The sequence below is a fragment of the Variovorax sp. P1_H12_2 genome, from assembly GCF_056405335.1.
Genome location: NZ_JBFUCI010000600.1, coordinates 1 through 2,851, shown reverse-complemented (window position 1 = coordinate 2,851; position 2,851 = coordinate 1). Strand labels below are relative to the sequence as shown.

General features: G+C 66.2%; 2 protein-coding genes. One reads left to right on the top strand and one right to left on the bottom strand.

What is annotated here, in order from left to right; all coding sequences use genetic code 11:
- The coding region (locus AC1D2K_RS32980; protein ID WP_478094423.1) for a hypothetical protein at positions 1-843 on the top strand (843 nt) is incomplete at its 5' end.
- On the opposite strand, the gene AC1D2K_RS32975 is transcribed toward AC1D2K_RS32980, so the two are convergent.
- Positions 830-2,851, bottom strand: a 2,022-nt coding sequence (locus AC1D2K_RS32975; RefSeq protein ID WP_478094421.1) for an ATP-binding protein, incomplete at its 5' end; no start/stop codon positions are given. The two genes, AC1D2K_RS32980 and AC1D2K_RS32975, sit on opposite strands and share 14 nt — an antisense overlap.

Sequence of the window (2,851 nt, the reverse complement as noted above, 5' to 3'; positions counted from 1 at the left end):
GTGCGGCGCCCGATCGATCTGGTCAGCTTCAGCGACTTCGTGATGGCGGCCTTGTGCAAGGCATGGATCGGGCTGCCCGACACACTACCTCCAGCGCCCTCCGCGTTCATGCAGACGGGCGGGCGCCTCGAAGAAAACGCCGGCATGCCCCGGTGTCCCGGGAACTTTGCGACCACATCGCGATTTATCTTTTCTCCGCATCCCCGCGCGGAGGTGCAGCAGGCGGGTTGCCAGCAGGGTCAGTCGGTACTCAAGGCCGTGAAAGACTGGCTCCAGAGTGGAGGCACGCCGGGAACGCTTGCCGCGACAATCAAGACCCAATTGGGACCCACCGTTTCCGAAGAGACGTATGCGCTCAGCCTCGCCGGCGTGCTGCTTGGCTTTCCGCCCACGGTGCAAGGCAACTTCATCCGCACGATGGAGACCTGGATCAAGGACGAGGCGCTCTGGCAGCACCAGCAAGCCTTGTTCGAATCGACCACCGGCGTCGACCCCACCTACGACGAAGCCAACGCCGCCCTGCGCGGCCCGCTCTTCGCCACGATGCGCAGACGCCCGGTGCCGGAGATGCTGTGGCGCAGTCCCGTCAAAGCCGGTGTAGTCAACCAGGACGACAACATGCGCGTCGTCCTTGGCCTCACGTCCGCGTTGACCGATCCCACCACACCCAACGAGCTGATATTCGGCCGCGACAAGGCGGGCGCCGCGCAACCCACCGTGCATGGCTGCCCCGGTTACGCGATGGCCATGGGTGTTCTGCTGGCCATGTTCGCCGGCCTGATGAACGCCGGTACGCTGCGATCGACGGGATCGCCGGTGCTGCTGATCCTCACGCCACCATAGGGCCGGTCAACGCAATTTCCGGCGGGACGGAAGCCGCGTCGATGGACGCACGCAAATGCATCGCGTGCGCGAGATGCCATGGCATGCTCATGCGCTCGAAGGCGCATGTGGCCTCGTCGAGTTGCGAGTTCAGGCGGTGCCCCTGATGGCACCACGCGATCTCAGCGGCGCACAGTTGTGTCACGGCGATCTCGTGCGCCGAATCACGCGCCCGCGCCGTCTTCATCGCCATGTCGAAATAGTGCAGAACTTGCTCCGGCCTGTGGGACGCAGCGGCGTCGCGGGCCAACGCGCGGTAACTCATGGCCACACCCAGAAAATCGCGCTGCCGGCCCCGTTGCAGCGCCTGCGCGGCGTGGCGGCGGGCGGCGTCGCGCCGCCCGGCATGGATCAGGCCGGCGGCCAGCCAGCCATGGTTGAGCGAGCGGAACAACGCACTCTCGCGCGGCTCCAGCCAAGCCGTGACGTCAATGATGGTCTGCAGGAATTCGGGCTGGCGCGTCAGCATCCAACCGGCGAAGGCATCCATCGCACGCGCCACCGACAACTGCGTGAGGCTGCGTGTCGCTTCGGCAATGCGGCCGGACTCCTCGGCGGCCGTACGCGCCTCTTCCCAGCGACCCTGCCACAGCAGCACCGCACTCTGCAGACCGTGGATAGTGGTGCCGATCTCATGGGAAGCGGAGGCGATGCAGCTGACCGCTTCCTCGAAACACTCGTGCGCCTGGGCGAACAGGCCACGGTCGCCCAGCACGCAGGCGCGACAGACCAGCGAGTAGGCCAGACCGACGTTGAGGTGGCGCCCGCTTCGGTGTAGGCGCTTGACGGCAATGGCCTCGTCCAGGAAAACCAGCGCGCGATCGTACTGCGCGGTGGCACCATGCGCCTCGCCCAGTGCCGCCACGACCTGCATCGTCAACTTTTCGTCCCGCGCAGCCTGCGCCTCGATCAGCGCCCGCTCGCAGTGGGCGATAGCGATCAGGCAATCGCCCAGCCCATAGCTGATGTAGCCGAGCCAATGGCGCGAACGTGCAATTGTCGCGACATCGCCATATCGCTCGGCGAGTTCGACTGCGCGAACGTACAGGGGAAGCTCGCTGCGCACCGGGTCGAACACACACACGCGACCCAGCCGCTGGACGATAGCGACCCAACGCAGTGCCACCTCGGGGCTCATGGGCAGCCGGTCGAGCGCGGCAAGCGCTACGCGATACAGAGAGCGCGCGCGGTCAAGCGCCGAGGCGGAGAGAGCCCTGTCGCCCGCCATTTCGGCGAAGCGCGCCGCCTGGACTGCGTCGCCGCCCGCATCGAAGTGCAAGGCCAGCGCTTCCAGGGCCTCGCCTCCGGATCCGACGGCGGCGTGCTGCCGTATGGCCTCGGCAATGCGCAGGTGCAACTCCTGGCGAAGATGCAGGCCCACGGACTCGTAGATGATGTCGCGCGTGAGGCCGTGCTTGAACCGCAAAGTGCCGGACATCTCACCGGGAAAGATGAAATCCTGCTCGGCCAAGCCCAACTGCAGTGGCCCGTCCGCACGGTGGCCCGTGATGGCTTCGAGCAGCCACGCGGGAATCACGTTGCCGATCACAGCGGCCACGCGCACCAGCTCGATCTGGGCCGCAGGCAATTGCTGCACGCGCGACTCGACGAGCCGGTTCAGCCACCCCGATCCCTGCGCTCGTCCCATGCGCCGCCCCGAATCGGCGCGTGCCGCCGAGTGGCACAACTCCTCCAGGAACAGCGGGTTACCGCTGGCATGACTGCAGATTTCCTCGACGACGAACGGATCGAGCCCAGGCATGCGGATCTCTATTGCGCGTGTCGCCTCGGCATCGCTCAATGGCATTAGCGCAAGAGTTTGGTCCGCGACCACGGTCCCTTGCGTGGCGGCGATCAGGCGCGTCGACAGCACGATCAGCAGCCGTCCATCCCGGCGTTTGCGCAGCGCGGCCAACACTTGGTGTGATGCATCGTCCGCCCATTGCCAGTCGTCCACGAACAACAACAG